The 23,471-nt window shown below is 69.0% G+C and carries 25 protein-coding genes, 1 tRNA gene and 3 pseudogenes; 16 read left to right on the top strand and 13 right to left on the bottom strand.

Annotated elements, in window-relative coordinates; all coding sequences use genetic code 11:
- Positions 1-149: 149 nt before the first annotated feature.
- Complete coding sequence (locus tag ADL12_RS06640) at positions 150-818, bottom strand: hypothetical protein (protein WP_062699521.1); 669 nt, start codon at positions 816-818, stop codon at positions 150-152.
- Between the two features lie 504 nt (positions 819-1,322).
- Positions 1,323-1,389 (bottom strand) — tRNA-Arg (locus ADL12_RS06635).
- Positions 1,390-2,263: 874 nt separating this feature from the next.
- Here ADL12_RS06635 and ADL12_RS06630 point away from each other — a divergent pair.
- From ADL12_RS06630 to ADL12_RS06590, 10 genes are all read left to right on the top strand, one after another.
- The gene (locus ADL12_RS06630) at positions 2,264-2,581 is read left to right on the top strand and encodes a hypothetical protein (RefSeq protein WP_062699519.1); all 318 of its coding nucleotides are present in this window, start codon (positions 2,264-2,266) and stop codon (positions 2,579-2,581) included.
- A 126-nt stretch (positions 2,582-2,707) separates the two neighbouring features.
- Positions 2,708-3,019, top strand: coding sequence for a helix-turn-helix transcriptional regulator (locus ADL12_RS49765; protein WP_079051874.1), 312 nt, complete (start codon positions 2,708-2,710; stop codon positions 3,017-3,019).
- Positions 3,020-3,233: 214 nt separating this feature from the next.
- Entirely contained in the window at positions 3,234-4,451 is a 1,218-nt protein-coding gene (locus ADL12_RS06625; protein WP_244187797.1) for a tyrosine-type recombinase/integrase, read from the top strand.
- 127 nt (positions 4,452-4,578) lie between these two features.
- Complete coding sequence (locus tag ADL12_RS06620) at positions 4,579-5,334, top strand: HipA family kinase (RefSeq protein WP_062699515.1); 756 nt, start codon at positions 4,579-4,581, stop codon at positions 5,332-5,334.
- Positions 5,331-5,741 carry a DUF3037 domain-containing protein gene (locus ADL12_RS06615; protein ID WP_062699513.1) on the top strand — a complete coding sequence of 137 codons (411 nt, stop codon included), beginning with the start codon at positions 5,331-5,333 and terminating at the stop codon, positions 5,739-5,741. Before ADL12_RS06620 ends, ADL12_RS06615 begins: the two co-directional genes overlap by 4 nt.
- A gap of 126 nt (positions 5,742-5,867) precedes the next feature.
- Positions 5,868-6,629, top strand: a complete 762-nt coding sequence (gene fabG, locus ADL12_RS06610) for a 3-oxoacyl-ACP reductase FabG (RefSeq protein WP_062699511.1) — start codon at positions 5,868-5,870, stop codon at positions 6,627-6,629.
- Between the two features lie 20 nt (positions 6,630-6,649).
- Positions 6,650-7,411: an SDR family oxidoreductase gene (locus ADL12_RS06605; protein WP_062699509.1), complete on the top strand. Its 762-nt coding sequence runs from the start codon at positions 6,650-6,652 to the stop codon at positions 7,409-7,411.
- A 221-nt stretch (positions 7,412-7,632) separates the two neighbouring features.
- Positions 7,633-9,213 carry an ABC transporter substrate-binding protein gene (locus tag ADL12_RS06600; RefSeq protein ID WP_062699507.1) on the top strand — a complete coding sequence of 527 codons (1,581 nt, stop codon included), beginning with the start codon at positions 7,633-7,635 and terminating at the stop codon, positions 9,211-9,213.
- Positions 9,214-9,331: 118 nt separating this feature from the next.
- Complete coding sequence (locus tag ADL12_RS06595; RefSeq protein ID WP_062699505.1) at positions 9,332-10,015, top strand: uracil-DNA glycosylase; 684 nt, start codon at positions 9,332-9,334, stop codon at positions 10,013-10,015.
- 124 nt (positions 10,016-10,139) lie between these two features.
- The gene (locus ADL12_RS06590; RefSeq protein ID WP_062699503.1) at positions 10,140-10,595 is read left to right on the top strand and encodes a hypothetical protein; all 456 of its coding nucleotides are present in this window, start codon (positions 10,140-10,142) and stop codon (positions 10,593-10,595) included.
- Between the two features lie 12 nt (positions 10,596-10,607).
- On the opposite strand, the gene ADL12_RS58035 is transcribed toward ADL12_RS06590, so the two are convergent.
- The 3 genes from ADL12_RS58035 to ADL12_RS06575 all read right to left on the bottom strand — a co-directional run bounded on the left by ADL12_RS58035 (position 10,608) and on the right by ADL12_RS06575 (position 12,407).
- Positions 10,608-10,736 carry a hypothetical protein gene (locus tag ADL12_RS58035; protein WP_341846345.1) on the bottom strand — a complete coding sequence of 43 codons (129 nt, stop codon included), beginning with the start codon at positions 10,734-10,736 and terminating at the stop codon, positions 10,608-10,610.
- Between the two features lie 505 nt (positions 10,737-11,241).
- Entirely contained in the window at positions 11,242-11,751 is a 510-nt protein-coding gene (locus ADL12_RS06580; protein WP_062699499.1) for a DinB family protein, read from the bottom strand.
- A gap of 65 nt (positions 11,752-11,816) precedes the next feature.
- On the bottom strand, positions 11,817-12,407 hold the full coding sequence (locus ADL12_RS06575) for a TetR/AcrR family transcriptional regulator (protein ID WP_062699497.1): 591 nt from the start codon (positions 12,405-12,407) through the stop codon (positions 11,817-11,819).
- 119 nt (positions 12,408-12,526) lie between these two features.
- Between ADL12_RS06575 and ADL12_RS06570 the strand changes: the two genes are divergently transcribed.
- Positions 12,527-13,753 (top strand): FAD-dependent monooxygenase, encoded by a 1,227-nt coding sequence (locus tag ADL12_RS06570; RefSeq protein WP_062699495.1) that lies wholly within the window; start codon positions 12,527-12,529, stop codon positions 13,751-13,753.
- Positions 13,725-14,630 (top strand): Gfo/Idh/MocA family protein, encoded by a 906-nt coding sequence (locus tag ADL12_RS06565; RefSeq protein ID WP_062699493.1) that lies wholly within the window; start codon positions 13,725-13,727, stop codon positions 14,628-14,630. The genes ADL12_RS06570 and ADL12_RS06565 overlap by 29 nt, the downstream gene beginning before the upstream one ends.
- On the opposite strand, the gene lnt is transcribed toward ADL12_RS06565, so the two are convergent.
- Together lnt and ADL12_RS06555 are read right to left on the bottom strand one after the other, a co-directional pair.
- Positions 14,554-16,134, bottom strand: coding sequence for an apolipoprotein N-acyltransferase (gene lnt, locus ADL12_RS06560; protein ID WP_062699491.1), 1,581 nt, complete (start codon positions 16,132-16,134; stop codon positions 14,554-14,556). The genes ADL12_RS06565 and lnt overlap by 77 nt on opposite strands.
- A 72-nt stretch (positions 16,135-16,206) precedes the next feature.
- Positions 16,207-16,692, bottom strand: a complete 486-nt coding sequence (locus ADL12_RS06555) for a nuclear transport factor 2 family protein (protein WP_062699529.1) — start codon at positions 16,690-16,692, stop codon at positions 16,207-16,209.
- A 91-nt stretch (positions 16,693-16,783) separates the two neighbouring features.
- Between ADL12_RS06555 and ADL12_RS06550 the strand changes: the two genes are divergently transcribed.
- A complete protein-coding gene (locus ADL12_RS06550) occupies positions 16,784-17,443 on the top strand; it encodes a DUF4291 domain-containing protein (protein ID WP_062699527.1) in 660 nt (219 codons plus the stop codon).
- Here ADL12_RS06550 and ADL12_RS06545 read toward each other — a convergent pair.
- From ADL12_RS06545 to ADL12_RS49755, 3 genes and pseudogenes are all read right to left on the bottom strand, one after another.
- Positions 17,420-17,922, bottom strand: a pseudogene (locus ADL12_RS06545) (chloramphenicol phosphotransferase CPT family protein). The gene ADL12_RS06550 and the pseudogene ADL12_RS06545 sit on opposite strands and share 24 nt — an antisense overlap.
- A 29-nt stretch (positions 17,923-17,951) precedes the next feature.
- Complete coding sequence (locus tag ADL12_RS49760; RefSeq protein ID WP_079051871.1) at positions 17,952-18,131, bottom strand: hypothetical protein; 180 nt, start codon at positions 18,129-18,131, stop codon at positions 17,952-17,954.
- Positions 18,132-18,973: 842 nt separating this feature from the next.
- A pseudogene (locus tag ADL12_RS49755) lies at positions 18,974-19,096 on the bottom strand (undecaprenyl-diphosphatase); the annotation flags it as partial.
- A 174-nt stretch (positions 19,097-19,270) separates the two neighbouring features.
- On the opposite strand from ADL12_RS49755, the gene ADL12_RS56165 reads away from it, so the two are divergent.
- Together ADL12_RS56165 and ADL12_RS57650 are read left to right on the top strand one after the other, a co-directional pair.
- Positions 19,271-19,465, top strand: coding sequence for a hypothetical protein (locus ADL12_RS56165; protein ID WP_244187796.1), 195 nt, complete (start codon positions 19,271-19,273; stop codon positions 19,463-19,465).
- 252 nt (positions 19,466-19,717) lie between these two features.
- Positions 19,718-19,984: an alpha/beta hydrolase gene (locus ADL12_RS57650; protein WP_279617128.1), complete on the top strand. Its 267-nt coding sequence runs from the start codon at positions 19,718-19,720 to the stop codon at positions 19,982-19,984.
- A gap of 327 nt (positions 19,985-20,311) precedes the next feature.
- Here the strand turns inward: ADL12_RS57650 and ADL12_RS49745 are convergent, their stop codons facing one another.
- Positions 20,312-20,608, bottom strand: coding sequence for a hypothetical protein (locus ADL12_RS49745; RefSeq protein ID WP_208614484.1), 297 nt, complete (start codon positions 20,606-20,608; stop codon positions 20,312-20,314).
- Between the two features lie 42 nt (positions 20,609-20,650).
- Here ADL12_RS49745 and ADL12_RS06530 point away from each other — a divergent pair, with 42 nt between their 5' ends.
- Positions 20,651-22,234, top strand: coding sequence for an ATP-binding protein (locus ADL12_RS06530; RefSeq protein WP_244187794.1), 1,584 nt, complete (start codon positions 20,651-20,653; stop codon positions 22,232-22,234).
- A 198-nt stretch (positions 22,235-22,432) separates the two neighbouring features.
- On the opposite strand, the pseudogene ADL12_RS58350 reads toward ADL12_RS06530, so the two are convergent.
- Positions 22,433-22,893 (bottom strand): annotated as a pseudogene (locus tag ADL12_RS58350) (integrase core domain-containing protein); the annotation flags it as partial.
- Between the two features lie 65 nt (positions 22,894-22,958).
- On the bottom strand, positions 22,959-23,471 hold a 513-nt coding region (locus ADL12_RS06520), incomplete at its 5' end, for an integrase core domain-containing protein (protein WP_159053091.1).

Here is a 23,471-nt window from a genome sequence, read left to right as displayed (position 1 = left end):
GTACCGGCCGCACCTGATCGTTGGCTGCTTACCGACCACCGGCCTGGATCTCGACGGACTGATCGACGAACCGGACATCGCCAATTCAACCTGAGTAATTGCTGGACCTAACCAGCGGGAGCCTTTTCACGTTGTGTGCGCACGGGCTCTCAGGTGAGGTCGACAAGGGTGGGGTTCGGCTCGGATTCGAGGTCGTATTCCTCGAACTCCCACAGTGCGATCTTTGCGTCTTTCGGTACGCGGTAGACGAAGAGCATCTCGTCCTTGAAACCGGGCTGCAATTGGGCGTTGCATTCCGGGTTTCCGGCGACGTCGTAGAGGTCTTCGATGGTGTCGAAGCGGCGGCCCTGGTCGTCGATGAGGGCGTTGACGATGGGGAGTGAGCAGGTGAGGTCCATGCTGCTCTTGCCCTCGTTGCTCACGGTGGTCTTCAGGGAGACGTACTTGGCGTCGGAGCCCGCTGCCTTTTGTGCCCCGGCCAGAGCGATGGTGTTGCTCTCCATCACCTTGGAGATCTTGACGACGGCTCCACCATTGCGCGCCTCTTCACCGGCTTTGAAGTCAGTGCCGTGAGTGGGCGTTGGGGTCGCGCCTTCTTCTTCGGCGGCGACTTTGGCTGTTGTGGTGACGGTGACTGTGACGGTGGGCACGGGTGCGGCGTCGCTGCTGTCGCTACCGCTGTTGGCGATGATGACGCTGCCGATGATGGCGGCGACGACGGCGGCAGCGGCACTGATGATGATCGCGGTGGTGTTCTTCCTTGGCGGCCTCGCCGGCGGGTGGCTGGGCAACGGTGGCGGCGTGATGTTCTGGCTCATGGTCCCCCCACGAGTGGTGCTGTTGAGGAACAGATCATCCCCTGTGAGGATGGATCGTGGAGGGTGGGAGTCTGAATTGTGCCCTTGGTGGGTGAAGGCGGGGCCGTGGTCGACCCCCTCGATCAGCAAGGCGACCGCGGATGTCGCGGGGGCTGTGTGCCACGTGAGGCTGCTGTCACCAATCCAGGCGGAAACGGCCCACCAGACCGCTTACGTTTCTGTGTGTCGTCAGCCACATTTAGGCAGGTCACACGCCGTTCTCGCAGAGAAGGCGACGTCTCGCTCCAAGTCAGCGCCAGGGTCGGAACAGTGCCGTGAGTAGGACCGCTGAACGCCTCGTGAAATGGCTTTGACCTGCGGAAACCTGCCAACCGAGAAGGCTGGTCGCGTTGTTCCGAGTGCTGCAGAACCGGAAAGGAGCAACGGTCAAAAGACCGTGTGCGTTTTGGCATGCGCGCAAAAACTCCCGACCTGTATTCCTGCAGGTCAGGAGCTTTTCCCGGAGTGCCCCGGCAGGATTCGAACCTGCGCACACGGCTCCGGAGGCCGTTGCTCTTTCCCTTGCCTGGCGGTGGTGTGTCGCGCCGCGTGGCACCGTGTCAGTGTCCTTTGGCGGCGTGCCAGAAGGCGCTTCTAGGTTAGCTGAACTCTCATCAGGAAGCACCCCGCTTTGTTCCGCTGGCAAACCGGTGTGTACCGCTATGAAGGCAGTTCGCCGACGGCAGACCAATTCGAGGTGGAACGGACTGGAAGTAACCGTCCGTGCCATGTCAACCTTGATCATGTCGGGGGGCGTTGGAAGTGTCATGGGAGGGCGGTTCGATACCTCCCGCCCGGCCGTCCGTGCAGGCTTCCGGAGTGCCGGTCCACCTATGCCTCTCGTAGCGCCTGGTGGTGGCTTCGCGACTGGTTCCTAAAGGGTAAGTCGAACTTCGCCTCCGGCTTATAACACGCAATCGCCGGTTACCCAAACCGGCGATTGTCCGGAGTATTGCAGGTGTTCGTCGGCGCGATGCCGAGAACGCCTTGCCCTGCAGCAAGTGCATCCCCGAGTACGAGGAGTTGCCCCTGTGTGTGCTGCCGTTGTTGACGAAAGGTTTCTGCTGTCGGATCGGCAGCGTGATGACCTGCTGGACTGGATCGGTCAACGTCCGCTGAACGGACGCCCGCTGCACGCCTTTCTGTCAGCCATCTCCTTTGCTGCGCTGAGGCCGCAGGAGGCAATTGTGCTGCGGGTTCGTGATGCGCATCTGCCCGACGAAGGCCCTGGCGCTCTGGTGATCCACCCCCGCCGACTCGCGGATGGGGACGAGGAAGCGGAGGGAGCGGGTGAACCGCGGGTCGTTCCGGCGTGCCCGGAACTCGTAGAGGTCTTGAGGGCGGAGGCAGCCCGGCGAGGCCTTCGTCCCGATGACACGCTGTTCACCCGGGATGACAGTCGGCCGTTGTCCGGCGCGGTTTACCGCAGGGCGTGGGACGAGGCCCGGAAGGCGGTCCTGGAGGCGCACGAGATCGATTCGCCACTCGGCAGGCGTGTCTCCGACCTCCGAGACGCCCGCATCGCAACCTGGTTGAGCGGGTACCGCTCCGCCTTGGATGTCTTCAAGGTCGCCGAACGCGTCGGCGTCAGCGCCCCCTCACTCGCCCGGCGCTTCCCACACTGCTTCCAGGCGTCGGGTGAGGTCTCCAACGACCTCATCGAAGCCGCCCTCGCCGTGACCGACCTGGACTGCGAGGCGAAGCCCGCCGCCCTGAACCCGTAACGGTGCGTCGATCTGCGGCTTGACCGCGGATCTCACCGCGCTTCCAGCACAGGCCGCGGGTGGAGGAGTCCCGCACTTCACCCGCCCGCGGCCCCCACTGCTCACTTCTCTCACACAGGACTTCCCATGCCTGCACGCCCGCTACCCGATCCCTCCACCGCACCTGGCGCGCCCGGCGCCGTCGGCAAAGCGTTCCTGAACGTCAGGGACGCAGCCGAGTACCTAGGCCTCTCACCCTGCACCCTGTACGTCTGGCGGCACCGACGCCAAGGGCCGCCGAGCTTCCGCATGGGTCAACGCGGCCGCGTCATGTACCGGCTGGAAGCGCTCGAAGCCTGGGTCCACGAACAGGAACAGGCTGACTCGCGCTCCAACCCGGCCCTGAGTCCTCTGAGCGCTGCAGCTCAGCATCGATCCGGCTATACGGCAAGCGCTTGACACAGGGCGTCGCGTAGAGGTCGCGGTCGCGTCATACCAGCGAGAAACCCTCGGCGCCTGGATCCAGTGAACAGGGAGGGGCCGACTCGCGCTCCAACACGGACCTGAGCCCACTGAAAGCCGTTCTGCAGCATCGCTCCAGCCGCATGTACAGCGCCTGACGCACCGCGCGCCATAGAGCGCCGTTTCCACCCCCGTCGACAAGGAGACGCACCTGCCCGGCTATATCGAAGATCGCTGGATCAAGAAGAAGAAGGACCCGATAACCGGGAAAAGAGAACGAACCGCTCGCTACGGCAAGGGGAAGCGGTACAAGGTCGCCGGCATACCCGGAGTCCGGGACCGTTCCTTCGACACGCTGGAGGATGCCAAGGCGTGGCTTCGTCGGGCAGCCACCGACGAGGAGCGCGGCGAGTTCGTGGACCCGCGCGACGGATCCATGACGCTGGCCGACTACATCGCGATGCACTGGGCGCCGGGCAGAGGCGGTGTTCCGAAGACCCAGGACAATCAGGAGCGGAGAGCGCGCCTTCACATCATTCCGCACCTGGGGCAACTCCCTCTCAGGAACATCACAGCAGCGGATCTGCGCGCGTACATAGCCAAGTTGGAGTCAACCGTTTCCTCGGTCGACTACCAGCGCGGCATTCTGTCCGAGCTTTCCTCCATTCTGGAGGCGGCCGTCGATGACAAGCGGCTCGCCAGGAACCCCATGCACGCGAAGTCTGTGCGGTGGCCCAAGGCGCCGCAGGAGCGACGCGATGCGTGGCCATTGGAGACGGCGCTGCGAGTCCGCGACGTCATCAACCCGCGCAGCCGGATAGCCGTTGTCCTCGGGTTGGGGTGCGGGCTCCGTCAGGGCGAGGTGTTCGGATTGAGCCCGGAGGACATCGACTACGCGAGAGGCGTGCTTCATGTCCGTCGCCAAGTCCAGGCGATCAAGGGGAGGCTGTATTTCACCCTGCCGAAGGGGAAGAAGACCCGTGTCGTCGACATGCCCTCCTCGGTTGCCGAGGAGTTGAAGCGCCACGTCGAAGCGTTCCAACCAGTGGAAGTGGAGCTTCCGTGGGGGAAGCCGGAGGGACAGGGGAGGAAGTTCTCGCTGCTTCTCACCACACGACTCGGCAACGCCATCGCGGTGAACACGTGGAACACATACACCTGGAAGCCTGCGTTGGCCGAGGCCGGCATCATCCCGCCGCGTGCTGAGGGAGCGAAACCCTGGCAGTGGGCCGCGGCCCCGAAGGACGGCTTCCACGTGCTGCGGCACACCTATGCCTCAATCATGCTGGAGGCCGGAGAGTCTGTTGCGACCTTGGCGCGGTGGCTCGGGCACTCCTCGCCCGCGATCACCCTCGGTTACTATGCTCATTTCATGCCGGAGGCGGGAAGCAAGGGGCGCACTGCCATCGACGGACTGCTCGGGAAGTAGGGAGAACCGCATGCCAGTGGAAACTCCCCAGATTCTCCCCAGGGCCGTAGACCTGCGAATCCCGCTGCTACACCCCTTCGATGCGCGTCGTGGATTTCAAGGCTAGAGAGACGGATGGCCTGGGAAAATGTTGAAAGAGGTCATCGCGACCCGCTACATCACACCCCTGCGTGAGGGCGGCTCGCTTCCGGGGCTCGTCGAGGCCGACGACTTCGGGACGTACGTCATGAAGTTCACCGGCGCCGGCCAGGGCCGCAAGACGCTGGTCGCCGAGGTCGTCTGCGGTGAACTCGCCCGCAGGCTGGGCCTGCGGGTGCCCCGCCTGGTGACGGTGGAGCTCGACCCGGTCCTGGGGCTCGGCGAACCCGACCAGGAAGTGCAGGGGCTGCTCAAGTCCAGCGGCGGCACCAACCTCGGCATGGACTTCCTCTCCGGCGCGCTCGGCTTCGACCCGCTCGCCTTCGAGGTGAGCCCCGAAGAGGCCGGCCGGATCGTCTGGTTCGACGCCCTGGTGAACAACGTCGACCGCTCCTGGCGCAACCCCAACCTGCTGATGTGGCAGGGCGAGTTGTGGCTCATCGACCACGGCGCGACCATGATCTGGCAGCACAACTGGCCCCGGGCGCAGGCTTCGGCGGCACGCCCGTACGACGCCTTGGACCATGCCCTCGCCTCCTTCGCCCCGGATGTGCGGGCAGCGGCGGCCGAGTTGGCGCCGCTGGTCACCGACGAGCTGCTCGCCGAGGTGACCGCCGAGATCCCCGACGTGTGGCTGGCGGACGAGCCGGGATTCGAGTCGGCGGACGCACTGCGGAAGGCGTATGCGCAGCCACTGGTCGCACGGGCCGCCGTCATCCACGAACGCATCGAGGGGATCAAGTGAGCGAGCGCACCCTGGGGACCCGTTCCCGCGCACAGGACGTCTTCGAGTACGCGCTGCTGCGGGTCGTCCCGCGCATCGAGCGCGGGGAGTGCTTCAACGCGGGCGTGCTCGTGTACTGCCGCGCCCGGTCCTTCGTCGCCGCGCGGACCCACCTCGACGAGACCAGACTGCGGGCGCTGGACCCCGATGCGGATGCCGCCGGGGTACGGGCCGCACTCCGTGCCGTCGAGGGCGTCTGCACGGGCGGCGCCGCGGCCGGGCAGGCCGGGGCCGACGATGCCGGGCGGCGCTTTCGCTGGCTGATCGCGCCCCGCTCGACGGTCGTCCAGCCGGGGCCCGTGCACACCGGGCTCACGTCGGATCCGGCGGCCGAGGCGCAGCGGCTGCTCGATCTGTTGGTGAAGTGACGGATCGGGTTACGGATCAGGTAATGGATCACATGCGCGCGGTGGCCGTTGACACCGCGTGCCAGGACTTCTAGCGTCACGTCCATCGAAGGTACTAAGCGGTCGCTCACCCGAGGAGAGTCATTCATGTCCACCACTGAGCAGCGGGTCGCCGTAGTCACCGGCGGAGCGCGCGGCATCGGCGCCGCCACCGCCGTACGCCTGGCCGCCGAGGGCCGCGCGGTCGCCGTGATCGACCTCGACGAGGCCGCCTGCAAGGACACCGTGGAGAAGATCACCGCGGCCGGCGGCAAGGCCATCGCGGTCGGCTGCGACGTCTCCGACGAGGCGCAGGTCGAGGCGGCCGTCGCGCGGATCGCCGACGAGCTCGGCGCCCCGACGATCCTGGTCAACAACGCGGGCGTGCTGCGCGACAACCTGCTGTTCAAGATGAGCGTCGCCGACTGGGACACCGTCATGAACGTGCACCTGCGCGGCGCCTTCCTGATGTCCAAGGCCTGTCAGAAGCACATGGTGGACGCGGGCTTCGGCCGCATCGTGAACCTCTCCTCGTCCTCCGCGCTCGGCAACCGCGGCCAGGTCAACTACTCGGCCGCCAAGGCCGGCCTCCAGGGTTTCACCAAGACCCTCGCCAAGGAGCTCGGCAAGTTCGGTGTCACCGCCAACTCCGTCGCCCCCGGCTTCATCGCCACCGAGATGACCAAGGCCACCGCCGAGCGCGTCGGCATGGGCTTCGAGGACTTCAAGGCAGCCGCCGCCACCCAGATCCCGGTGGCCCGGGTCGGCGAGCCGGACGACATCGCCAACGCGATCGCCTTCTTCACCGGCGAGGCGGCCGGCTTCGTCTCCGGCCAGGTGCTGTACGTCGCCGGCGGACCGCTCGACTAGGGAACTGGGACACAACGGACATGACTGAACTGCCTGAACTCTCCGGCAAGGTCGCCCTCGTCACGGGCGCCAGCCGCGGCATCGGCTACGGCGTCGCCGAGGCGCTCGTCGCGCGCGGCGACCGCGTCGTCATCACCGGCCGGGGCGAGGACGCCCTCAAGGAGGCCGTCGAGCAGCTCGGCGCCGAGCGCGCGATCTACGTGGCCGGCAAGGCGCACGACGAGGCCCACCAGGCCGTCGCCGTCGAGCGCGCCATGGAGGCCTTCGGCCGGGTCGACTTCCTGGTCAACAACGCCGGTACCAACCCGGTGTTCGGGCCGCTCGCCGACCTCGACCTGGGTGTCGCGCGCAAGGTCTTCGAGACCAACGTGATCTCGGCGCTGGGCTTCGCCCAGAAGACCTGGCACGCCTGGCAGAAGGACAACGGCGGCGCGATCGTCAACATCGCCTCCGTCGCGGGCATCGCGCCTTCGCCGTTCATCGCCGCCTACGGCGTCAGCAAGGCCGCGATGATCAACCTCACCCAGCAGATGGCGCACGAGTTCGCCCCCAAGGTGCGGGTCAACGCGATCGCCCCCGCCGTGGTGAAGACCAAGTTCGCCCAGGCCCTGTACGAGGGCCGCGAGGCCGAGGCCGCCGCGGCCTACCCGCTGGGCCGGCTCGGCGTCCCCTCCGACATCGGCGGCGCCGCCGCGTTCCTCACCTCGGACCAGTCCGACTGGGTCACCGGGCAGACGCTCGTCGTCGACGGCGGCATCTTCCTCAATGCCGGCGTCGGCTGACACACGGGACTCAAGACACGGGACTCAAGACACGGGACTCAAGACACACGGGCGCCGCTGGACACCAGCGGCGCCCGTGTCGACGTATCGGGAGATCAACGGCCCTTGACAACGTAGTCACCGCAGACGTGAGCAAGTGCTCCTGAGACGGGAGGTCCACCGGCCGGAACACTGCGGTATGTTTTGCCGACCCTTGGCATGGCAGATCGAGGAGCGTGCGCGTGTTCAACCGGATCCGACGCCTGCGGCAGGTGGCGGCCATCGCGTCCATATCGTCCCTGGTGGCAGGGTGCGGCGTCCTCTCGTCCGATTCGACGGAAGACGAAGGCCCGATCGTGGTGGGGACGACCGCAGCCCCCAGCACGCTTGATCCCGCCGCGTCCTGGGACAGCTCCTGGGAACTGTTCCGCAACATTTACCAGACGCTGCTGAGCTACCCCTCCGGCGCCAGCGCGCCCGAGCCGGACGCCGCCGACAGCTGCCAGTTCACCGACAGCACGAACATGAAGTACAAGTGCGAGCTGCGCGAAGGCCTGACGTTCTCCGACGGGCACACCCTCGACGCGCACGCGGTCAAGTACTCCATCGACCGCATCCGGAAGATCAACGTCAACGGCGGTCCCGCCGGTCTGCTGGGCAGCCTCGAACGGGTCCAGGTGCTCAACGACCGAGAGGTCGTCTTCCACCTCAACAAGGCCGACGCGACCTTCCCGTTCGTGCTCGCCACGCCCGCCATGTCGATCGTCGACCCCGAGGACTACCCGGCCGACAAACTGCGCGAGGACGACACCGTCGTCGGTTCCGGACCGTACACCCTCGAGTCCTACGAAGAGGGCCAGCAGGCCGAGCTCGTCAAGTACGACGGCTACAAGGGGTACTCGGAGCGCAAGAACAATGCGGTGACCATCCGCTACTTCCAGGACTCGCCCACCATGGTCGCCGCGCTGCGCGACAAGAAGCTCGACGTCGCCTTCCGTGGCCTCGCGGCCGACGACATCGTCGACATCCAGGCCGACGACGACGATGATCTCCAACTGATCGAGGGCTCCGGCACGGAGATCAACTACCTGGTCTTCAACCCCAAGGACTCCATGGCGGGCAAGTCCGCCGTCCGCAAGGCCATCGCCCAGGTCATCGACCGTCCGGCGATCGCCCACAAGGTCTACAAGGACACCGTCGAACCGCTGTACTCCATGGTCCCCAAGGGCCTGACCGGACACACCACGGGCTTCTTCGACGACTACGGCGAGCCCAGCAAGGCCAAGGCCGGCAAGATCCTCACCGATGCGGGCATCACGGCCCCCGTCCCGCTCGAGCTCTGGTACACCAGCGACCGCTACGGCTCCGCCACCAAGGCCGAGTTCGAGGAGCTGAAGAGCCAGCTCGAGGCGTCCGGCCTCTTCGAGGTCACCCTCAAGAGCCGCCCCTGGAAGACGTACGTCGAGGGCTACCAGAACGGCGAGTACCCCGTGTTCGGACGTGGCTGGTTCCCCGACTTCCCGGACGCGGACAACTTCATCGCGCCGTTCGTCGGCAAGCAGAACGCGCTCGGTACGCCGTACGTGACGCCCAAGATCACCGAGACTCTGCTGCCCAACTCCCGCGCCCAGAGCGACCGTGCCAACGTGGTCAAGGACTTCGAGGAGGCCCAGCGGATCCTCGTCGAGGACGCGCGACTGCTGCCGTTGTGGCAGGGCCGGCAGTACGTGGCCGCGAGCGCGGAGATCTCGGGCGCGGAGCGGGCCCTCGACCCGTCGACGATCATGATGGTGGGGGAGCTGTACCGCAAGACCAGCTGGTAGCGGCGGGATGTGCGGTGGGCGGGGCGATTGTCAGTGGCCGCCTGTAGGTTCGGAGGCCTGGAAGTGACCGCGGTGCGGTCACCTCTCACCGTTCGCCGCACATCGTAAGGAAGCCGACGTGACCGACATCGCCATGCTGCCCGAGTCCTGGCGCGGGGTTCTGGGTGACGAGCTGCAGCAGTCCTACTTCAAGGAGCTGACGGAGTTCGTCGAGGAGGAGCGGGCGAAAGGTCCCGTCCACCCGCCGCGCGAGGAGGTCTTCGCCGCGCTGGACGCGACGCCGTACGAGCAGGTGAAGGTCCTGATCCTCGGTCAGGACCCGTATCACGGCGAGGGCCAGGGACACGGCCTGTGCTTCTCGGTCCGCCCCGGAGTGAAGACGCCGCCGTCGCTGCGCAACATCTACAAGGAGATGAAGGAGGAGCTCGGCCTCCCCGTCCCCGACAACGGCTATCTGATGCCCTGGGCCCAGCAGGGCGTCCTGCTGCTCAACGCGGTGCTCACGGTCCGCGGCGGTGAGGCGAACTCGCACAAGGGCAAGGGCTGGGAGAAGTTCACCGACGCGGTGATCCGTGCCGTGGCCCACCGACCCGACCCGGCGGTGTTCGTGCTGTGGGGCAACTACGCCCAGAAGAAGCTCCCGCTCATCGACGAGACGCGGCATGTCGTGGTCAAGGGAGCGCACCCCTCGCCGCTGTCGGCGAGGAAGTTCTTCGGGTCCCGCCCGTTCACGCAGATCAACGAGGCGGTGGCCCGGCAGGGGCACGAGCCGATCGACTGGCGGATCCCGGACCTGGGCTGACCCACTCCACCGGGCCGGTCCTTCGCCGGACCGGCCCGGTGCCGTACGGAGCCGCCTGACGGGGATTGCCGGTGCGGGCCGTTAGCGTCGGGAGGGACCAGCCGACGAGGGCCCGGAGGACGCGGTGGCGGAGCAACAGGAGCAGGCGGCGCCGGACGCCGTGCTGACGCGGATCGGGCAGGTCGTCATTCTGCATCACGCCGGGGACCGCGAGGAGGCCCGGCGCCGGTTGCTGGACCTGTGGACGGAGCTGGGCGAGGACGGCGACCCACTGCACCGCTGCACGCTGGCGCACTACCTGGCCGACACCCAGGACGACCCCTCAGACGAACTGGCCTGGGACCTGCGGGCGTTGACGGAGGCCAAGGGCGCCGGCAGTGCCCTTGCCGTACGGGCCCTGTACCCCTCGCTCCATCTGAATCTGGCCGCCGACTATGTGAAGCTCGACCACGCCGAGGCCGCCCGCGTGCATCTGCGCCGGGCGCGGGGAGCAGCGGGGGCCTTGGGCGACGACAGCTACGGGGACGGGGTGCGGGCCGAGCTTCGACGGTTGGAGGCGTGGCTGGGGGAGGGGCCGTAGCGGCGGCGCACCTCAATGGCCGTACGTCTGCTCGCAGATCCTCGACTCGGGGCTGTCCGCCCTCCAGCCGCCGTACTTCTTGCCCAGCGTGCAGAGGTCCGCGTTCCCTTTCGGGGCCTCGTTGCGGACCGACTCGGACATATCGGGGATCTCGATATGCGGCCGTTTCGGGGTGTCGACGGCCGGGCCGTGGGGTTCCCGGTGCTGGTGACGGGGGTGGGGATGCGGAAGGGGACGGGGGTGCGAGCGCGGGGCTGCTGGTGTGTGCGCCGCCGGCGGGACGGTGGGGGATGCGGACCGTGCGGCGGATGCCGTGGGGGCCGGGCTGGGGGACGGTCCGGTTTGCGCCAGGGCCTCGCGAGCAGGTGCCTGCACGATCCGCGGGTCCTCCTCCCCGCCCGGCTGGGTCGCCGGCGGCTGGGACGGTACCGGGGGCGGTCCGGGCGCCGGTGAGCGCGGGACCGTCACGCAGCCCGAGAGGGCCGAGAAGGCCACGGTGACCAGGAGCGTTGCGGTGGTCGTCGTTCGATGCACCCGCGCAACTCTGCTGGTTCCGGCGGTTGTTGGGACAGCGGACGAGCAGAGGTTGCTCCGCACGGGTGATCTCTGTCCCCGTACGGGCGGCGCGGGCCCCTCGCGGCTGACGTCAGTCGCCGGTGGTGCCGTCGAGGCGCTCGCGGATCAGGTCGGCGTGGCCGTTGTGGCGGGCGTACTCCTCGATCATGTGGGTGATGATCCAGCGCAGATTGAACTGCTCCCCGCTCCGGCTCCTGCCTTTGGAAACGTCGTCCAGGCCGAAGGCGGCCGCGTTGCGACGGGCGTTGTCGATCTCGGTCTGCCAGGTGGTGTGCGCCTCCTCCCAGGTGTCGGCCTCGGTGAAGTGGAAATCGCCGTCCCGGTCCTCTTCGCTGCAATACAGCACTCCGAGGTCGTCGTCCAGGAGGATCTCGTGGAACCAGAACCGCTCCACCTCCGCCATGTGCCGCACCAGCCCCAGCAGGGTCAGCTCGGACGGCTCCACGGAGGCGGTCCTGAGCTGGGTGTCGGTCAGGCCTTCGCACTTCCAGACGAGGGTCTGCCGGTGGTAGTCCAGCCAGCCCTCCAGCATGGCGCGCTCGTCGGCGGTGGTGGCGGGCTCATTGCGTTCGATGGTCATGCCCGCATCCTCGCTCAACTCCCCTGAGCCCACCAGGAGTTTTACGGCGCCGGAGTGCGCCGACGTCAGCGGTCGAACATCCCGGCCAGCAACTCGCGCAGCCCCGCCCGTACCTCCGCCAGGCTCGGCGCCTGGGCGCTGAAGGACCCGGCCACGCAGCTGAACATCAGCCCGTCCGCCCAGGCGACCAGGGACAGCACGTGCCGGGCCGGGTCCGTCGACCCCATCGCGGTCATCAGGGCGGTGAGCTGGTCGCGGAAGCGGCCGCCCGTCGCGTCGAAGTAGGCGCGCAGTTCGGGGCGGCGCGTTGCCTCGAGGGCGAGTTCGTAGCGGGCCATCGTCAGTTCGCGGTTGCGGGTCAGGGAGCGGTGGGTCGCCAGGGCCAGGCCCTCGACCAGCGCGTCGAGGCCGCCCCGCGGGTCCGGCATCTCCTCCAGCGCCAGTACGCGTGCCTCGCGCTCGGCAAGCCGCCGCACCGCCAGCTCCAGCAGCGCCTGCCGGGTTCGGGCGAGGTTGGACGTGGAGCCCTGCGGGAGCCCGGCCGCCTCGTCGACCGCCCGGTGCGTGAGCCCGCGCATTCCGCGCTCGGCGAGCAGCGCGAGGGCGGTGTCGGCGACGAGGTCGGCGCGTGCGGCGCCCGGGGTGCGTACGGACATGGAGATCAACCTACCTGGCGCACTACGGCTGTAGTACAGTCGTGGCATGCGCTCACTACACCTGTAGTTAGTCTGGAGTGATCATGGAGTGTTCGAGCAGTCGGCACGAGGAGGAACCCATGGCACAGTCATCGCGCGCCATCGTGATCGGTGGCGGCATCGGAGGCCTGACCGCGGCGGTCGCACTGCACCGAGGCGGCTGGGACGTCACCGTGCTGGAGCGGGCCCCGTCCCTGGAGCCGGTCGGCGCGGGCATCTCCCTCGCGCCCAACTCCCTGCGCGCGCTGGACGTCATCGGGCTCGGCGACGAGATTCGCGACCTGGCCGCCTGGCAGGGCGACGGGGGACTGCGCACCCCGCCGGGGCGCTGGCTGTCGCGCACGGACGCCGACACCGTGGCCGAACGCTTCGGCGGCCCCCTCGTCCTCCTCCACCGGGCCACCCTCATCAACAGCCTCGCCTCGCGACTCCCTTCCGAGGCCGTCCGTACCGGCGTCGCCGCGACCCTCGCCGACCCGGGGGACACCGACCGACCGGCGCGCGTGGCCACGGCGGACGGCGAGCTGGAAGCCGGCCTCGTGGTGGCCGCCGACGGCATCCGGTCCGCCGTACGCCGGGCGCTGTTTCCCGGACATCCCGGGACCGTCTACTCCGGATTCACCACATGGCGGGTCGTCATCCCCGTGCCCGGCGTGGAGTTCGCCTCGCACGAGACCTGGGGCAGGGGCCGCATCTGGGGCTCGCACCCGCTCAAGGACGGCCGGGTCTACGCGTACGCCGCGGCGCTCACGCCCGCCGGGGAGCGCGCGCCGGACGACGAGAAGGCCGAACTGCTGCGCCGCTACGGCGACTGGCACGACCCGATCCCTGCGATCCTCTCCGCCGCCCGCCCCGAGGACGTCCTGCGCCACGACGTCCACCACATCGCCGAGCCGCTGCCTGCCTACCACCGCGGCCGGGTCGCCCTGGTCGGCGACGCCGCGCACGCCATGCCGCCGACGCTGGGGCAGGGCGGCAACCAGGCCATCGAGGACGCCGTCGTGCTCGCCGGCCACACCGACGACCTCGCCGCGTACACGGCGGCCCGCCTGCCGCGTACGACCGCCGTCGCCCGCCAGGCCGTGAAGGTCGCCCGCCTGAACATGATGACCGGCCGCGCCGGGATCGCCGTGCGGAACGGTGTGATCGCCGCGCTGTTCAAGGCCGCGCCGCAGATGCTCCTCAAGGGCTTCGCAGGCATCGCCGACTGGCGGCCGCCGCAGGCGCCGTATGCTGCCGGGAAGGCCCCGGCAGGCAACCACCAGAGGAGAAGACCCCGTGAAGGTCGGCTGCATCGGACTCGGTGACATCGCGCAGAAGGCCTATCTGCCGGTGCTCGGCGTCCAGCCCGGAGTCGAACTGCATCTGCAGACCCGAACGCCCGCGACGCTCGCCCGGGTCGCCGACGGCCTCCACCTTCCGCCGCAGCAGCGGCACGAGGACCTCGACTCGCTCCTCGCCCAGGGCCTCGATGCCGCCTTCGTGCACGCGCCCACCGTCGCGCACCCGGAGATCGTGACGCGGCTGCTGGAGGCGGGCGTGCCGGCCTACGTCGACAAGCCGCTCGCCTACCAACTCGCCGACTCCGAGCGGCTGGTGGCCCTTGCAGAGCGGCAGAACGTGAGCCTCGCCGTCGGCTTCAACCGGCGTTACGCCCCCGGCTACGCGCAGTGCGCCGACCATCCGCGTGAGCTGATCCTGATGCAGAAGAACCGGATCGGGCTGCCGGAAGAGCCGCGCTCGATGATCCTGGACGACTTCATCCACGTCGTGGACACCCTGCGCTTCCTGGCGCCGGGCCCGGTCGACGACGTGACCGTGCGCGCCCGCGTCGAGGGCGGTCTGCTGCACCATGTCGTGCTGCAGCTCGCCGGGGACGGCTTCACCGCGCTCGGCGTGATGAACCGGCTCAGCGGCTCGGCCGAGGAGGTCCTGGAGGTGTCCGGGCAGGACACCAAGCGTCAGGTGATCAACCTCGCCGAGGTCGTCGACCACAAGGGCCAGCCGACCGTGCGGCGGCGCGGGGACTGGGTGCCGGTGGCCCGGCAGCGCGGCATCGAGCAGGCAGTACTGGCCTTCCTCGACGCCGTGCGCGCCGGCAAGGTGCTCAGCGCCCGGGACGCGCTGGCGACCCATGAGCTGTGCGAGCGGGTTGTACGTGCGATTCAGGAGCGGGCCGCCTGAGCCGCGGCCGCAGGATCCGTATGCCTTCGCTCACGCCCCAGGCGGCGATGATCAGCAGCGCCGCCTGCACCGGCCAGTCACCGTAGCGGACGTACGGCGTGACACCGTCGGCCAGCGGCACCTCGTAGACCGTGCTCGCGCTCGCGCTCGTGCCGAGCCAGGAACCGATGCGCTGCCCGCTGGGGCCGGACACGGCGGAGACACCGGTCAGCGTCGCATGCACCATCGGCCGGCCGGTCTCGGCGGCGCGCAGTGCGGCGAGCGAGGCGTGCTGCTCGGGGGCCCAGCTCTGCTGGAACGTCGAGGTCGCCGACTGGGCGATCAGCACCTCGGCGCCGTCGTCGGCGAGGTTGCGGCTCATGTCGGAGAACGCGGACTCGAAGCAGACCATCGGGCCGATCCGCAGCCCGTGCCCGGCGTCCATCACGACCTGCTCGGTGCCGCGCCGACGGTCCTCGGCCGCCGCCTCGCCCACGGAGGTGGCCCAGCCGAGCACCGACCGGAGCGGTATGTACTCCCCGAAGGGGACCAGCCGCATCTTGTCGTAGCGGGCGCCGGTCGGGCCGTCCGGGCCGACGAGGATCGAGCTCTTGTAGATGCCGGGCTTGTCGGAGCGCCGCGCGTCCACGTTGACCAGGATGTTCGCCCCCGTCTCGCGCGAGAGGGCGGCGAGCCGCCGGGCGAAGCCGGGCCGGTCGCGCAGGTCGAAGCCGACGCTGCTCTCGCCCCAGACGACCAGGTCGACGTCCTGGCCGGCCAGCTCGCGGGTGAGCTGCTCCTCCCGGGTGAACCGCCGGTCGGGGCCGCCCGCGCCCTGGATGACGCCCGGCTGGACGACGGCGATCCGGACCCGGTCCTCGACGTCGGGACGCGGGGACCACACCCAGGCGGCCGAGGTGGCGACGGCCGTGGCGAGGAGCCCGGCCACCGCGGGCACCCGGCACCTGCGCACCGCCACCAGCACGGCGACCGCGACATTGACGGCCACCACCAGGAAGCTGATCAGCCACACCCCGCCCACCGAGGCCAGCCGCAGTGCCGGCTCCACCTCCCACTGACTGGAGCCCAGCACGCCCCACGGCCCGCCGAGCCCCTGCCAGGAGCGCACGAGCTCGATCAGCAGCCAGCCCGACGGCAGGACGGCGAGGGACGCGGAGACCCTGCCCGGGGAGGGTTTCCCGGCGAGGAAGCGGTGCACCAGCCGGCCCCAGGGGGCCCACAGCGCGCCGAGCAGGGCGGCGATGACGAACGTGAACACATGCAGGTTCGGCAGCAGCCAGTGGTGCATCGCCAGCATGAAGCCGAACCCGCCCCACCAGCCGTCGTACAGCGCCCGCTTTCCGGTCGGCGCGGAGCGCAGCAGCGCGATCCACGGGACCAGGGCGACGTACGCGAACCACCACAGCGACGGCTCCGGATAGGCGAGCACGGGCAGCGCACCGGCCAGCATGGCGGCGGCCGAGCGCCGCCACGGCGAAGCGAGCCAGTGGCTGATCGTCTTCATGCGGCGGCCTCCCTGCCCTGTGGTCCTTTCCAGTGTGCTCGCAGGCACTGACAGCGGACAGTGGGCCTCCGCTCAGTCGACCACCGCCGGCGGGATTCGGTCGGGCAGGCGGCGCCACTTCTCCTGCACCACCACCTCGCGCAGCCGCCAGCCGTCGTACGTCCGCAGCAGCCCGAACGTGTACCGGCCACCGCACACGAAGTCGGGGGCGGAGGAGCCGTCGCCGTTCTCGGCGAACCGCATCGGATTGATGTAGTCGGCCTGGACCCGGGCCGTGTCCCCGGCATCCTGATCGAGCACCCCGAAGTGCACCCGGCGGTTGACGATGAGATGCTGTCGCATCGAGAAGAACCGCATGCTCTCCGCGAGCCAGGCGGCGACCTGTCCGGCGTCCCCCTCGATGCCACCGGCCGAGCGGTAGTCCGCGCGTCCGTCGGGGGCGAACAGGCTCCGGTACGCCGCCCAGTCGCCGTCGTCCACGGCCACCGCGTAGTCGGTGATCAGTTCGTCGACCGCGAGCCGGTCCCTCACGGTGGCGAGTTCCACACGCTGCGTCATCGGCTCAGTGTTGAGCATGGGGCGGGCGGAGCCAAGAGGGCGTGCGAGATATTCGGTGGATGTCGGCGGCGCCGGCGGCGAGGCTGATCCCGTGAACGACCGGAACGATCAGAACCATCAGAACGACCAGCCCGTGCAGCCCGTCCAGCAGGAACCCAGGTTCCGCATACGCGCACACCACACCGAGTCCACAGTGACCGTCTACCAGGCCTACCGACCCGGGATCGGCAGGGCCGCGGCCCGCGACGGCCGCTTTCCGTCGGCCTGGAGCCGCGACCGCATGACATGGATCAAGCCGTCGTTCCTGTGGATGATGTACCGCTGTGGCTGGGCCACGAAGGAGGGCCAGGAGACCGTCCTCGCCGTCGAGATCAGCCGGGAGGGCTTCGCATGGGCGCTGCGCCACGCGTGCCTCTCGCACCACGTCCCCGCCCTGCACGGCGACCAGGGCGCCTGGAAGCGGCAGTTGAGGACCTCACCCGCGCGCGTGCAGTGGGACCCGGAGCGCGATCTGCACCTCAACCCCTTGCCGTACCGGTCCCTGCAACTGGGGCTCACCGGGGAGGCGGCCGCCCGGTACGCGGACGAGTGGATCGTCGGCATCGAGGACGTGACGCCGCTCGCCACGGAGATCCACGCGCGCGTGCGGGCGGGTGAACTGGAGCGTGCGGCGGAGCTGTTGCCCGAGGAGCGGCCGTATCCGCTTCCGGACGAGGTTCTCGCGCATCTACGAGCCCAGAGCGACGGATGATCGTCGCAGCCGTTCGAAGGCGGTGGGGTCGGGCCTGTGGGGCAGGAACTCCTTGATGTGGCGGGCGCACTCCTGCGGTGTGCTGTGGCCGGTGTCGCACTCCACGTCGTAGACGCCATGAGCGTGCACCCGCTCCAGCTGAGCGGCGGCGAGGCCGGGCGGCCGGTCGCCGCGCTCGCGTTCCCGGCGCTCCAACTCGTGCGGACTGCAGTGCACTTTGACGAGGACGACGTCCTGTGGCACGAAGAGCGACAGACAGTCCCTGAGCCGCCACTCGGCGCTCAGCACATGGTCGACCACGACGTTGTTGCCGGCGGCGGCCATGCCCGCGACCGCGCGGTGGAAGCTCTGCCAGGTGCGGTGGAAGCCCTGCCGATCCGCAACAGTTCCGTCGCGATGGTCGACTTGCCCGAACTGGACGTGCCGTTGAGGAAGACGATCAGGCCGCGACGCGGTGGCACGTCGTCCAGATGTTCCATGGAGTGGACCTCAGCCGGGGATCCGGGCCTCAGGCCGCCTCGATGACCGCACCGCGGATGGCGGCCGCCCACTCGACCACCAACAGCTCGTACTCCGCGCGCTCCTGAGCCGACAGGGAGCCGCCCGCGCGCAGCCACAGGGCACGTATCTCCTCGTTCACCTCGGAAGCAGACCGCACGGAACCAGGGCCTAAGGAATGGGGGGACATGCGGACAAGCCTAGGGGCAAGGACTGACACTGCGCTACCGGACGGCTACGCACAACGTATGTGATTGGTCACGGATTTTGCGGCGGTGGCGTACTGACTGATGGGTCAGTCGGTCCGGCGTCATCGCCGCGCGGATGCGTGCGTACGTGTGACACGGCGTTTGCGTGCCGTCCGCTGCGGCACTGAAGCGGTCGTGATCGCTCTGTACGTCCGCACGCTTGCCGCGGCTGACGGCCTGCCTCAATGTCGTGTCACGCAGCCCTTCAGGGTGGCCGAAATGAAAGACCTCTTTCGCCGAGCGGTGGTCGCGGTGGCGGGCGTCGGTGCGCTGGTGTTCGCAGCGGCCTGCAGCGGCGGAGAGGGGAAAGGCGCCGAACCCTCGACGTCCGCACCGACGTCACGTACTGGGTGGGGCCTGCCAACAAGATCCGGTTCCTGCCGCCGAGGCGGTATATCGGCCCGGCGGCGGCGATATGCCCGAGCGGCCGCCTCGCACCTATGAGGAGTACCTGAAGTACCTCCACGAACAGACCCGGCGCCATGCCAAGTGGCGGGACGAGGCATCCACCACCGTCGACGGCCGCGCCGCGACCCTGCTGACCGGCACCACCGACGAACCGCTCGACGGGCTCCTCGGCTGCCCCACGCCCGACGGAGACGCCGCCGAGGGCTGCTACGGACTCCAACCGGGGTACGAGTTGCGGGTCGCCGTCATCGACGCGCCCGGCAGGCCCCTGCTGGCCTGGTCCACGATCGACACCACCCGGCCTCAGGACCGAACGGTCGCTTTCCCGCGGTTCGAGGGCATGCTGCGCACCCTCGATTTCCGCCAGCCGGACCGGTCAGCCCGCCGACTCCGCCGCGTGCGGGCTGAGGGCGCCCGTCGCCACGAGGACGATGCCGAGCGCGATGCGGTACCAGACGAACGGCATGAAGCTCTTGGTTGAAATGAACTTCATAAACCGGTTCATGCGTAGATGTCCTGAGCGGCTTTGACCTGCTGTTTTCCACCACTCTTCAAGATCGAATGCGAGAGCAGTGGGAGATGGCACTTTCCAGTGCTCTCCCTCGCTGGCCACGAAGCGCAGCCACCTGGTTTGCAGCGAATCGGCAATCTCCTGCTCCGTGGTCAGGGTGACGTGCGAGTAGAGACCTTCCACGCCGGCGACCTCGTGGCCCATGCGGGTCTCGGCAGCACGCCCGCGAAGGTCCGCGCCACGTTCTGGCAGCTGATCGCCCGGGCCGACCGCACACCCCTGCTGTACCAGGGCGACGACCTCGGCCACCAGGGCGAAGCCCTCACAGGCACCGACATCCGCTCCTTTCGCCGCTGAGCCTTACCAGGCCGCCCGCGAGATCGTCACCCTCCGCAAGTCCCGGTCCACGACTCGCACCACCCGCCCGGACGGCGGCCCCGCGGACCCGGTGGACGACAACAGCGCCGGCCTCAACTGGGCCATCACCTGCGCCGACAACACGGCGTCCTGGCCCCGCGACCCGGCCCGCTACCAGCGCGACGCCCGCCGTGAGAGCGCCCGCCACCCCCTCTTCGGAGACTTCGCGGCCCACATCACCCCGGGCGCCTTCTGGCCCCGCGGCGCGGAACCGGCCGCCCGCATCGACAACACGGTCGGCGCCCTCGTTGTACAGAACCAGGGGACCCCCAGACCCCGCTGCCCGGCGGCCGCGCCATGCACCGCGCGCTGCACGGCTCGCGCCTGGTGTACGTCCGCGGCGGCCGAGGCCACGCCGTGTACGGCTTCCCCGGCGCTCCCGCCTGCGTCCCCCGCACTGTCGACGCCTACCTCACGGACGGACGTCTGCCTACGACCGACGTCACCTGCGATTCCTGATACCGGGGATCGCACCGCGTCCTGGCCACCGATATCCAACCCATGACCACGGTGCACACCGACGATCCAGGAAGGATCTCGTCGGCGCGCTCACGACCGTGACCGACGTGCTGGTCCGGCGGTAGGCGCTTCACTCGCCGACACCTGGAGTCCCATGCGTTCGCCGACGAAACTGCCCAGCACGTCGCGCACCACTGGCGAGGAGCGCCAACTGGGGGCAGTTGGCGGCTGCTGCTTCGGGTTCCTGCTGCCGGAGTGCCGCTGGAGGCGGTGCTGCTCCACCAGCGGGACGGCGCAGACCGCTCACTTGTCGCCCATCGCAGCGGCTCACACACGATCATCGATCTGATCAGCGAGGACGAGGCGGGGGACGACGAGGACTGGGGGGTGGATGAGGCCGAGATGGGACGATGAGGACGACAACGGTGCCCCGGATGAGCTGAAGAGCTGTGCGGCGGTGACCTGCATGCCCTGGCGGTCGCCGGAGGCGCTCCAGCGGTCACCGCGCCCCAGCGGGCGCTGGCCGCGTTTCTGCGTCTGCCCGCCGGGTGATCCCCGCACCAGGGCACCGCTGCTCTGGCACTCGTGCCCGTACGGGGCGGCGTAGCCGGTGGTCGGGTGCACGGTCGCCTCAGGTTGTCGGTGCCGTCGGCTAGCGTGCGAGGTATGCGCTACTTCAATACGGCCGGGCCGTGCGTCCCCACGCGTCACTACATGGTGCCGGCCCAGGAGCGGCTGCCCAGGGCCCGCGGGTACATCGAGCAGGGCCAGTACTTCGTGGTGCACGCGCCACGGCAGACCGGGAAGACGACGGTGCTGGCGGCGATGGCCCGGGAACTGACGGCCTCGGGCCGGTACGCGGCGCTGCACTTCTCGTGCGAGAGCGCGGAGGTGGTCGGGGAGGACTACGGCCAGGCCGAGCTGCTGGTGCTGGAGGCGATTCGGCGGTCCGCGGAGTCCGCTGGGCTTCCTGATGAGCTCGCGCCCCCCGCCTCCTGGCCCGACGCGGTGCCCGGGTCCCGGCTCACGCGGGGGCTGACTGAGTGGGTGCGGAGCTGTCCGCGTCCGCTGGTGCTGTTCTTCGACGAGATCGACGCGCTGCGGGGGGAGAGCCTGCGCAGTGTGCTGCGCCAGTTGCGCGATGGCTTCACTGTCAGCCGTGGCGGCTTCCCGCATGCGGTGGTGCTGTGCGGGCTGCGGGATGTGCGTGACTACAAGGCGGCCTCGGGCGGGGATCCGGGGCGGCTTGGTACGTCGAGTCCGTTCAACATCAAGGTGGCGTCGCTGCGGTTGGGCGACTTCACCGAGGCCGAGGTCGCCGAGCTGTACGGGCAGCACACCACGGAGACGGGCCAGGATTTCACGGTGGATGCGCTGGAGCGTGCCTTCAGCTTTACCCAGGGACAGCCGTGGCTGGTCAACGCGCTGGCCCGGGAGGTCGTTGAGGAGATGGGGGTGCCGTCGGACACGCCGATCACGGCCGAGCACATGGAGGAGGCGAAGGAGCGGCTGATCCTGGCGCGTGCGACGCATCTGGACTCGCTGGCCGCCAGGTTGGGCGAGGACCGCGTGCGGCGGGTGATCCAGCCGGTGATCGCGGGCGAGCTGCTCCTGCCGACGGACACGTACGACGACGATCTGGGGTACGTGCGCGACCTGGGGCTGGTCGCTCCGGACGCGCCGGTGCGGGTGGCCAATCCGATCTACCAGGAGGTCATTGTCCGGGTCCTGGGAAGCAACACGGAGGGCCAGGTCGTCGCCGCCCCGAGCAGCTTCCGGCTGCCGGACGGCCGGATCGACCTGGACAAGCTGCTGTGTTCCTTCGCCGAGTTCTGGCGGGAGAACGGCGAGATCCTGGCCACCGCCTCGACCTACCCGGAGGCCGCGGCACAGCTGGTGATGATGGCGTATCTGCACCGGATCGTGAACGGGGCGGGTTTCATCGACCGGGAGTACGGGGTCGGCCGGCGCCGGGTCGACCTGCTGATTCGCCAGCCCTACGCCGCTGCCGATGGTTCGAGGGGCGTGCAGCGTGAGGCGCTGGAGCTGAAGGTGTGGCGCCAGGGCCGTGCCGATCCCCTGGCGGAGGGGCTGGCGCAGCTGGACGACTACCTGGACCGCATGGAGCTGCCCACGGGCACTCTCGTCGTCTTCGACACCCGCCCCCAGGCCGCCCCGGTCCACGAGCGCACCGCCTTCTCGCAGCAGATCACGCCCTCCGGGCGCACCGTCACCCTGCTGCGCGCCTGACGGCCGGGAGACCTCAGCCAGGAGCGCCCCCGGACCTTCCTCCCGTGGCCGTGTTCCCGGAGCAGCACGGGTTCGGTGCGGGAGCTGGAGGGGCTCGGCAGCCAGGAATCACGGCAGTTCGGTGCTGACACGTCAGCACCGTGTCAGCACATGAAACCCTGGGGGCGGTGTCCCTGCCGAGAACTCCGTCCGTGCAGTTCAAGCCGCATGTCGGTACTCGTGGAGGGTGTCGCCGAGGTGGTCACGTCGGCGTATGTCGAGGTGGGTGAGCTGCTCCGAATCGGTGATCGGCGGAGGCAGGGGGTGCAGTGGTCGGGCGCCTGCGATGCCCTGGTGGGGCCGGTGGGAGTTGTCGTGCTGCTCGAACTCGCGCAGGGCGTGGAGCAGGTGGCGCTGGTTCCAGACCAGGGTGCGGTCCAGCAGCTCGTGCCGGCAGGTCTGTACCCAGGGTTCCGTGAGCGCGTTCATGCGCGGTATCCGGACGCCGGTCGGCACGACGTCGATCCCCGCGTCCTTAAAGAGACGGTGTCGAACAGGGCGGGGAATGTGCCGTCGCGGTCGCGGATGAGGAACCGTGCCCGGCAGCCGGTGTCCTCGAGGTCCATGACGAGGTTCTTCGCGGCCTGTGTTACCCAGGAGGTGGTCGGGTGTGCGGTGGCTGTTGGGTGCCAAAAGTCCCGCACATGCGTTGAGCTGGGCGTTCGCCAGACTGTCGTGATCTTCGTCAGGCTGTGTCGCGGTACTCGTGGATGAGTCCGCTGAGGACGTCGTGGCGCTGGATGTGTTGGGCGGGGAAGGGGATGACGTCCGGATCGTCGGCTGGTGCGCGAAGGTGCAGGGCCCGGTGCGGCCTTCCGGAGTTGTAGTGCTCGGCGTATTCGGCGAGGACACTCCGTGCGTGTTGCTCGTTGTAGATCAGCATCCGGTCGGTGCACTCGGCCCGCACGCTGCGGATGAACCTCTCCACGTGGGCGTTCATCCGCGGTGTCTGTGGCGCGCTCTTCAGGATCTCGATGCCGTCGGCGGTGAAGACGGCGTCGAACGCCTGGGTGTAGCGGCTGTCGCGGTCGCGTAGCAGGTAGCGGAAGCGGGCGGCGCGGTCGGCGAGGTTGGCGAGGAGGTTCCTCGAGAGCTGGGTGGCCCAGGCTGCGGTCGGGTGGGCGGTGACGCCGAGGATGTGCACGGTGCGGGTGCCGACCTCCATGACCACGAAGGCGTACAGCCTGGTCAGCGCGGC

Source organism: Streptomyces regalis, assembly GCF_001509475.1.
GTDB classification, from domain to species: Bacteria; Actinomycetota; Actinomycetes; order Streptomycetales; family Streptomycetaceae; genus Streptomyces; species Streptomyces regalis.
This window is presented reverse-complemented; position numbering and strand designations above follow the sequence as displayed.

What these genes read in the sequence shown, in the direction of transcription:
- ADL12_RS06620 (WP_062699515.1), top strand. Translation starts at nt 4,579, where the DNA reads ATGTTGAAAGAGGTCATCGCGACCCGCTACATCACACCCCTGCGTGAG.
- ADL12_RS06530 (WP_244187794.1), top strand. Translation starts at nt 20,651, where the DNA reads ATGCGCTACTTCAATACGGCCGGGCCGTGCGTCCCCACGCGTCACTAC.
- ADL12_RS49765 (WP_079051874.1), top strand. Translation starts at nt 2,708, where the DNA reads ATGCCTGCACGCCCGCTACCCGATCCCTCCACCGCACCTGGCGCGCCC.
- ADL12_RS06580 (WP_062699499.1), bottom strand. Translation starts at nt 11,751, where the DNA reads ATGACCATCGAACGCAATGAGCCCGCCACCACCGCCGACGAGCGCGCC.
- ADL12_RS06575 (WP_062699497.1), bottom strand. Translation starts at nt 12,407, where the DNA reads ATGTCCGTACGCACCCCGGGCGCCGCACGCGCCGACCTCGTCGCCGAC.
- ADL12_RS06570 (WP_062699495.1), top strand. Translation starts at nt 12,527, where the DNA reads ATGGCACAGTCATCGCGCGCCATCGTGATCGGTGGCGGCATCGGAGGC.
- ADL12_RS58035 (WP_341846345.1), bottom strand. Translation starts at nt 10,736, where the DNA reads ATGTCCGAGTCGGTCCGCAACGAGGCCCCGAAAGGGAACGCGGACCTC.
- fabG (WP_062699511.1), top strand. Translation starts at nt 5,868, where the DNA reads ATGTCCACCACTGAGCAGCGGGTCGCCGTAGTCACCGGCGGAGCGCGC.
- ADL12_RS06605 (WP_062699509.1), top strand. Translation starts at nt 6,650, where the DNA reads ATGACTGAACTGCCTGAACTCTCCGGCAAGGTCGCCCTCGTCACGGGC.
- ADL12_RS06640 (WP_062699521.1), bottom strand. Translation starts at nt 818, where the DNA reads ATGAGCCAGAACATCACGCCGCCACCGTTGCCCAGCCACCCGCCGGCG.
- ADL12_RS06555 (WP_062699529.1), bottom strand. Translation starts at nt 16,692, where the DNA reads ATGACGCAGCGTGTGGAACTCGCCACCGTGAGGGACCGGCTCGCGGTC.
- ADL12_RS49760 (WP_079051871.1), bottom strand. Translation starts at nt 18,131, where the DNA reads ATGTCCCCCCATTCCTTAGGCCCTGGTTCCGTGCGGTCTGCTTCCGAG.
- lnt (WP_062699491.1), bottom strand. Translation starts at nt 16,134, where the DNA reads ATGAAGACGATCAGCCACTGGCTCGCTTCGCCGTGGCGGCGCTCGGCC.